Raw genomic sequence first — 8,157 nt, 5'->3', positions numbered from 1 at the left:
CCTTGTAGCGGCCGGGGCGGGCCAGCGCGGCGGTGACCTCGGGAGAGCCGGAGCGGAGTTTCTCGCCGATGATGTAGCCGCCGCCTCCTTGCATGAGGGCTCGGCGGTTGGCGGCGGAGGTGAAGCCGCGGTCGGCGACCCAGACGACGCGTGAGAGGGACCACTCACGCAGGTCGCGCTTGACCTGGCGGATCAGGTCGGAGTCGGCGGTCGCTTCGGGCCATGACCAGACGCGGACCGGGATGCCGTCGCGGGTGACGGCCATGCCGACGACGACCTGGGGCAGGTCGTCGCGGGAGTCCTTGGACTTGCCGTGGGCGCGGAATCCGCGGTGGTGGACGGCCTGTTGGGGGTCGCTGTCTTCGGGGAGCAGGCGGCCGTCGGCGTCGCGCGGGGCGGGCTCGTCGGCCTCCTCGGTCTCGAAGTAGGTGCTGGTGGTGTCGAAGAACAGCAGGTCCACTTCCAGGTTGAGCAGGTCGGTGACGTGGAAGTACACGTTCTTCGCCAGGGCTGGTTCTATCTGGAGCAGCCAGTCCATCGCCCGGTAGCAGGCGTCGTCGCTGATCTCGGGGAGGCCGTCGATGAGGGTGTCGTGGGCGATCCAGTCGGTGGCGGCCAGCTTGCTGGAGGCGTCCAGTGCACGGTTGGCGGTCAGGGCGAACAGCACCCGTTCGACGCGGACGGGGATCTTTCGGCCCGTCAGTTCCTTGGCCATGAGCTTGTCGATACCCAGCTGACGCCACAGGGCGTCGAGGGCGTGCGCGGCGCCGAACGGGCGCGAGTCGGTCAGGGTCAGGCCCTCGCCGGAGGCCGGCGTGGCCCCGGCCGGGTCGAGCATCCGGCCGAGCGCGGCGATGAGGCGCTCGATGGCCGGGCGGTCGAGTTGGTCCTCGCGGCCGAAGGAGTACAGGACCTTGGTGCGCGAGGCCTTGGCGACCGGGTCCCACTCGTTGTGGGCGAGTTGGAGGTAGCGCACGGTCTTGCCGTCGCGGCCCTTGCGCGTGGATGCCTTCACGTACACGGGCAGCGACCCTAGCAGGCTGATCGCTAGCCAGTCTCATCGAGTCCGCAGGTCAGAACATAGACTTCGAAGGTCTGTGTCACTAGGACTTCTGGGACGTGCCACCACCTTCGGATGCGCTGACCAGCACGTTCGCCGGGCAGTGTCTACCAGGACGTTGATTTGCTGCGGAACCCCGGCCATGCTGGGCAGCCTGATCCCGTATGGCGACGCGGTCTTCAACCACCGCCAGGTCCCGGTGCTGATCAGCGAACTCAAACGGCTGGCCGACCGCGGAATCCTGACCGAGACCGAGCAGGGCTTGTACGCGCAGCCCCAGCCGTAGTCGACCGACGTGGCCGCGACCTTCCCGCTCGACCAACACGAAACGAAGAATCGGGCATCAGGTGTCATACCCTCTGACGGCTGGGTGCGGGACGACCCGCCGTCAGTGCGATGGGCAGACGGGGCCCGCTGATTCGTCGCGAAGGTAGGCCGCGCGTTCGTCGGCGGTGAGGTCGCGGTTGAGATCACGGCAGACTTGTTCAACGGCTTTGGCGGGATTCAGGGACGTGGTGACGCTCCACAGTTGAACCGTCGGGCCACCGACGGCCAGGGTACGGCCGTCGGGGCTGAACGCCATGGACCGCATCTCGTCGGCAGCCTTGGGGAGGGCGCGGGACTTGCTCCGATCGGTGTCCCACAGCTTCACAGTTTTATAACCGAGGGCGGCGAGAGTGTGGCTGTGGGGGGCGTATGCCAGCGCGTACTCTCCGTCGGTGTCTCCGCTGAAGGCGCGGCGCATCTTGCCGGTGGTCGCGTCCGAGAGAAGGATGATTCCGTCGTCTCCGGTCGTGGCGAGGGTATGACGACCATCACGGCTGAACGCCACACCCCACACGGTGCCAGTATGTCCGCTGATTCTTCTGCGGGCCTTGTGACGGGTGACGTCCCAGAGCCACACAGCAGAGTCGGCGCCTCCTGTGGCGAGGGTGTGGCCATCAGGGCTGAAAGCAACCGCCCACACCGATTCGCTGTGTTTGTCGAGGCGAGCACGCAGTGCACCGGAGGCCGGATCCCACAGGCGCACGATGTGGTCCTCACCGCCGGTCGCCAGGGTGCGGCCGTCGGGGCTGAACGCCACCGCCTTTACCGCACCGGTGTGTCTAGTGAGCTTGTGACGGAACTTTCCGGTGGCCGTGTCCCACAGGCGGACGGTCTGGTCGTCGCTGGCGGTGGCGAGGATGCGGCCGTTCGGACTGAACGCCACCGCGTTTACCGCACCGGTGTGTCCCTTGAGCTTGTGACGGACCCTTCCGGTCGTCGTGTCCCACAGGCGTGCTGTGTTGTCGTCGCTGGCGGTGGCGAGGATGCGGCCCTTCGGACTGAACGCCATCGCGTACACCTCGCCGGTGGGTTCCTTGAAGGTGCCGTGGTTGGTTAGCGCGGACGCGTCCCACAGACGTACCGTTCCGTCGCCGCCGGCGGTGGCGAGGGTGCGGCCCTTCGGACTGTACGCCGCGCCAAGGACGCTGCCGGAGTGTCCGGTGAGAGTCGCGCGCGTTGCGCCGGTGGCCGCGTCGCACAGCTCCACGCCACCGTCGCCAGTGGCGCAGGTGACGCCGTCCGGGCTGTAGACCAGCCAAGACGCTCCGTAGTCGAGGGTCTTGCGGAGCTTGCCGGTGGCCGGGTTCCTCAACTGAATGGTGCCGTCCTTGGTGATGGTGGCGAGCGTGTGGTTGTCAGGGCTGAACGTCAGCGACACCACCTCGTCCGGGAATCCGGTGACAGTTTTGCGGAGTTCGCCCGTGGCCGGGTCCCACAGGCGCGCTGTCCGGCCTGCGGCGCCGGTGGCGAGAGTGCGGCCGTCGATGCTGAAGGCGAGCGGGCGCCTCGCCCCTGGGAGCGTCCTTCGGGTGTCGCCCGTGGCCGGGTCGAGCAGGCGCGCGCTCTTGGCGTCGCCGACCGCCAGTGTGTCGCCTTCCGGACTGAAGGCGACCGAGAGTTCGCTGCCCGTGTATCCGTCGTGTCTGGCACGGGTCTTGCCCGTCGCCGGGTCCCACAGGCGTACGGTCTTGTCCGCACTGCCGGTCGCCAGAGTGTCGCCGGACCGATTGAAGGCCAGCGCTGTCACCGCGCCGGTGTGTCCCCGGAGGACACGCCCGGGCTTGCCCGTTGCCGGGTCCCACAGGCGTACCGTCCCGTCCGCGCCGGCGGAGGCCAGTGTGCGGCCGTCGCGGCTGAAGGCCACGGCTTTCACCTCGCCGGTGTGCCCGTACAAGCGACGGTGCCTCGGGAGGGCCGCGGCGGCCCGCAGACTCTCGACGGCCTCCGAGGTGTGATGGGTGCGGTAGGCCTGCACGGCCAGCAGCGAGGCCAGGTCGGGGTTCGTGTAGCTGAGGTCGTCGGACTGTGCCGCAAACTCGCGGGACCGTGCCGCCTGCCGCTCATCGACGACCGTACGCCACTGCCAGACGGCGCCTCCCACAGCCAGCAACGCCAGCACCAGCAAGCCGGCCAGAACCGCGACCACCCGCCTGGTGCGGCGTATCGCCGCTTGCTGCCTTGCCTGGCTGGCCTCCAGATACGCCCCGATCTCCGCCGGGAGCCGCCGCCTGCGCGACCACTCCAGCCCTTCCGCCAGCGCCGTCCTGCCCAACAGGTCCCCGGGGTCTTTCTTCTCGGCCCAGTGGGCCTGCCGCTCTCGCGTGCGGTCGAGCCACTCCTGGAAGCGGCGGTCCTGCTGGACCCATTCCCGCAGTGCGCCCCAGTCGCGGATGAGCGCCTCGTGGATCAGTTCGGCCACCGGCTCGCCGGGCGCGTCAGGGTGTTGCGGCACACGGAGCGTCTGTGTGGTGATGATGCGACACCGGGTCAGGGAGGCGATCACCGCGTCGACCGTTTTCTCCCCGCTGCGTCCGGGGTCCGCTGCGAGGATGCGGAGCTCGTCCAGCGGAACCTGGGTCCGTACGGCCGTGATGTTGCGGCTGGGGTCGGAGGGATGGACCAGGGAGGTCAGTGCCCGCCGGGCGATGAGTTGTTGATCGGGGGTCAGTTCGCGCAGGGCGCTGTCGCACCAGGTAGTCACGCTTCCGCTGACTCCTCCGATGCGCCGGTACGCCTCGTGCGTGAGGTGGCCGTCCTGTCTGCGCAGCCACAGCTGGCTGAGCGTCATTTCCAGGAGGGGCAGCACGGTGACGGGCGCCTGGCGGGTGATGGCCGCTTCCGGGGTGATGTCCAGGACGTCGCCGATGATCCGTTCGGGCAGCCCCGGCTGGAAGTGGAGTCCCACGTCTCGCGCGGGCAGCACGATGATGTCGTGCAAGTCCTCCTGGCTCAGGGTGCCCGGCACATTGAGGAGTCCGGGCATAGCAGCTTCCAGCAACTTCGGTGCCAGCGCGGCTAGTTGAGGATAGAAGTCGTCCCGCATGATCAGGATGACGGTGGTCTTCGTGTAAGCGTCGGCGGCCGTCGTCACCTCGTCGATGACCGACAGCAGCTCCCGCAGGCGGCCGTTGACCGTCTGCACCAGTAGTTCCTCGAACTGGTCGATGACCAGCAGGACGCGCTGATAATCGGGGTCGACAGCCAGCCGTCGGTTGACCGCCGCGACGATTCCCTCGTCGCTCGCCCCCGGCAACCCGGCCCGCTCGATCTCCGCGAGCATGTCCTGCCTCGGCCGGGTGAGGACGGGCAGCCATCGGTCGCTGCCCGGCAGTTCTCCCTCCGCCAGCGCCCGCAGCACACCCGCCTGGATCAGCGACGACTTGCCCGAACCGGACGGCCCCAGCAGCAGGGTCAGCTGGCGTTGCTGAGCGAGGTTCGTCACGACCTGCCGTACCGCCTCCGCCCTGCCCTGGAACCAGCGGGCGTGCTCCGCGGTGAACGGTTCCAGTCCCCGGTACGGACACACGTCCTGCTCGGTCAGTTCCGGCAGCATCTCCCGGAGGACCTGGGTCGGCGTGACGTACGCGATGCCCTGCCCCCGTTCGAACCTGTCCGGTGCGGTGATCTCCGTAAGCATGCCGATGACCAGGCCAGTCACCTCGTCCATGACAGGCCCGCCGCTGAAACCGGTGGTGAGGTCGTTCGCGGCGGTCAGTTGAAGGTGCGGGCCCGTGCCGTCCGTGCTCGGGAGCAGGTCGCCGGTCACGGCGTACCCGAAGTGCCCTTCCGGCGGGGCCTGCGCGGGGAACCCGTACGAGCGCACCTCATGGCCCCGGCCCTCCGCCGAGCCCAGCGGCACCGGCCGCGCCCCGGCCGGCATACCGCCCCTCAGCCGGATGAACGCCACGTCCCCGGCCTCGGCGGCCCGCCACAGGTCGCCCAGTACTGCACCCTCCACGCCTCCTGCGGCCTCCAGATGGGGAAAGGACAGCACGGCACCGGCCCCCGGTCCGCCGCCGGCGGCCTCGATGACGTGCGCGCAGGTGACAACGACGCCCTCGGCGACCAGGAACCCTGCCCCGGCCACCGACCCGTCCGGCCGCAGGATCTGGGCGACGGCGCTGAGCAGATCGCCTGCGATGCCGCCCCCCGGCGGACCGTCTGGCGTCTCGTTCTCCGCGCCGGTCATGAGGAGCCGTCGCTCTTCCAGGACACGGTCACCTTCAGATGGCAACCGGCCTGGCTCTTGGTGATCACAGCCCCCGCCTCCACCGCGAGGTTGACGCCAAACTCGAGGGTGATCTCGTCGGGTCGGACCTTGCGCAACTGGTCGAGGGTGGCGCGGGCAGCCTCCGTGATCGGCTCCAGCGACCTTTGCAGAGTCACCGGGAGTTCGCGCACCGTGTCGCCGACGCGGCCAGCCTTGACCGGCCCGTCCCACGCGGCGGCCGGCTGCTCGACCAGAACGGAGCCGCCGCTGTCCAGCGGAATCCGGGTCACAGGAGTCACCATGCCACCAGCCTCCTTGCTCCTGGCACATGCCGCATGCCGGGCGGGCCGTACGGAGGCCAGATCTGGCGCCTAGCCAAGGCACCTCTGTCGGTGGGTTGAGACGTCGAACACCTCCCTCAACAGCACGGGCGCCCCGCTCGTTGCGACCCCGGTCCCCATCTCACCAGCGTCACCCAATCCAGGGGGCTGGCGGACGAACCGACGTCTGCCAGCCACACCCCCAGGGGACGCCCGCCCACCACTCCCCACTCCTCAAGCAGATAGCAACTGGTGGCCCATACGCCGGGGAGCCGCCTGCGGAGCGCCGTGAGGCTCTGGATGAGTTGGGCATGCGCTGGACGTAGCAGGCAGGCGCAGCAGTGAGCCAGGCGGAGGGTTGTTCCTGTCCGCCCGTGCGATCGTTAGTCGGCCACCGTTGGCCGATTGCCATGGTGCTGCGGGCACCGCCTCGCCACTGCCGATCGTCTGGAGAGATCACGGGCCGGTCATCGGCCCTCTACACTCCCCCAGACCGCCTCTGAACAGGGAAAACGTCAAGGTGCTGCTGGAGCACTAACGGACCGGCTCTCAATTGGCGTACCCGTCTTTTCAGGCGCAAGGTGGTCTAGGGGGAACTCATCCGGATGAACAGTGCATTTGACTCTTGCCCCGTTCTCGCGCGATGGGAGAGACAGTAATGACAGGATCCTCCACCGACAGGATGGTCGTGGCGCCCGGCGGTCCACGGCCTCAGTCCACCGTCAAGAGGGTAGGCCAGGGCGAAGCGGTCAGCCACGATCCGTCCGGCAAGCACACTGTGGTGGATGTGGCATCCGTCGACGACGCCACCATGGTCGTTACACCCTGCGGTCCGCGTCCGCGCTCCTCGGTGTACCGGGTTCAGCCTGGGCACTCGCTCGTGCGAACGGACGACCAGCTGCACCTGGTCGATCAGCAGAACCGCGTCCTGCAACGGATCGAGGCGCCCCGCGAGGTCCCCGAGGCCGTCAGTCCAGCTCTGGGTGCTGGCTGGATCACCTACGCGTCATGGCTCAACAACACGGGAACGCCGGTCTCTTCCTTCACCAGTACCTGGACCGTTCCGCGGCCGCCGGTCACGAACTCGGGGCAGACGATCTTCTTCTTCAACGGGATCGAACCCGGCGACGGTAGCCATATTCTGCAGCCCGTGCTGCAGTGGGGATCGTCCGCCGCAGGCGGTGGCGACTACTGGTCCGTGGCATCGTGGTACGTCGGCGGCGGCAGCGCATTCCACACCACACTCGTCCGCGTCAACCCCGGTGATGTGCTCACCGGCGTGATGACCCTGGACAGCCGCAACGGCAACCTGTTCAACTACACGTCCTCGTTCCAGGGCTTGGCCAACACCGCACTGCCGGTTCAAAACAACCCTGAACTCACGTGGTGTGTTGAGACGTTGGAGGCCTACGGGATCATGCAGTGCCAGGACTACCCCGGTACTGACGTGACCCCGGTAACCGCGATCAACATTCGCACCGGGGGGACCACACCCAGCGTCAACTGGTCTGTCAACAACACCGTTTCTGACTGCGGACAGCGGACGGTCGTGGCCGTTGACGGCGCAGCGGACGGAGAGGTGGAGCTCAGCTGCCGCGGCGAAGCCCCGTGGGCACAGAACGATCTCACGGCTGCCGCCGGCATCCCGATCCTGGCTGGCGGGGATCCGACTGGTTACACCTGGGCCGCGGACAGCACCCAGCACGTCGTCTTCCGCGGCGGCGACAGTCACGTGCATGAGCTCTGGTTCAACGGCCAGTGGAACCACAACGATCTCACCGAAGCCTCAGGCCTCCCACCTGTGCCGGCCAGCGACCTCGCCGGCTACACCTGGGACGTGGACACCACCCAGCACGTCGTCTACCGCGGCGTCGACGGGCACATCCACGAACTGTGGTTCAACGGCCAGTGGAACCACAACGACCTCACCAACGCCTCAGGCGGCCCGCCGCTGTCTGTCGGCAAACCAGCTGGCTACACCTGGGACGTGGACCGCACCCAGCACGTCGTCTACCGAGGCATCGACGGGCACATCCACGAACTGTGGTTCAACGGCCAGTGGAACCACAACGACCTCACCAACGCCGCCGTCGCCCCCGTCCTCGCTTCCGGCGATCCAGCCGGCTACACCTGGAACGCCGACAACACCCAGCACGTCGTCTACCGAGGCATCGACGGGCACATCCACGAACTGTGGTTCAACGGCCAGTGGAACCACAACGACCTCACCAACGCCGCCG

5 protein-coding genes are annotated in these 8,157 nt (G+C 68.1%); 2 read left to right on the top strand and 3 right to left on the bottom strand.

All coding sequences use genetic code 11. From position 1 onward, the window contains the following. On the bottom strand, positions 1–1,021 hold a 1,021-nt coding region (locus ABZZ74_RS51505), incomplete at its 3' end, for an IS1634 family transposase (RefSeq protein ID WP_356951047.1). Positions 1,022–1,202: 181 nt separating this feature from the next. Here ABZZ74_RS51505 and ABZZ74_RS51500 point away from each other — a divergent pair. Next, positions 1,203–1,346 carry a hypothetical protein gene (locus ABZZ74_RS51500; RefSeq protein WP_356951046.1) on the top strand — a complete coding sequence of 48 codons (144 nt, stop codon included), beginning with the start codon at positions 1,203–1,205 and terminating at the stop codon, positions 1,344–1,346. 102 nt (positions 1,347–1,448) lie between these two features. Here the strand turns inward: ABZZ74_RS51500 and ABZZ74_RS51495 are convergent, their stop codons facing one another. Beyond that, the gene (locus ABZZ74_RS51495) at positions 1,449–5,576 is read right to left on the bottom strand and encodes a trypsin-like peptidase domain-containing protein (RefSeq protein WP_356951045.1); all 4,128 of its coding nucleotides are present in this window, start codon (positions 5,574–5,576) and stop codon (positions 1,449–1,451) included. After that, positions 5,573–5,899, bottom strand: a complete 327-nt coding sequence (locus ABZZ74_RS51490; RefSeq protein ID WP_356951044.1) for a CU044_2847 family protein — start codon at positions 5,897–5,899, stop codon at positions 5,573–5,575. Before ABZZ74_RS51490 ends, ABZZ74_RS51495 begins: the two co-directional genes overlap by 4 nt. Positions 5,900–6,797: 898 nt before the next feature. Here ABZZ74_RS51490 and ABZZ74_RS51485 point away from each other — a divergent pair. Then, a partial coding sequence (locus ABZZ74_RS51485) for a hypothetical protein (protein ID WP_356951043.1) occupies positions 6,798–8,157 on the top strand: 1,360 nt, incomplete at its 3' end.

It is taken from the genome of Streptomyces sp. NPDC006476 (genome assembly GCF_040612015.1).
GTDB lineage: Bacteria > Actinomycetota > Actinomycetes > Streptomycetales > Streptomycetaceae > Streptomyces > Streptomyces griseorubiginosus_B.
Note: the sequence above shows the minus strand (reverse complement) of the source record. Positions and strands in the feature narration are given on the sequence as shown.

What these genes read in the sequence shown, in the direction of transcription:
- ABZZ74_RS51500 (WP_356951046.1), top strand. Translation starts at nt 1,203, where the DNA reads ATGCTGGGCAGCCTGATCCCGTATGGCGACGCGGTCTTCAACCACCGC.
- ABZZ74_RS51495 (WP_356951045.1), bottom strand. Translation starts at nt 5,576, where the DNA reads ATGACCGGCGCGGAGAACGAGACGCCAGACGGTCCGCCGGGGGGCGGC.
- ABZZ74_RS51490 (WP_356951044.1), bottom strand. Translation starts at nt 5,899, where the DNA reads ATGGTGACTCCTGTGACCCGGATTCCGCTGGACAGCGGCGGCTCCGTT.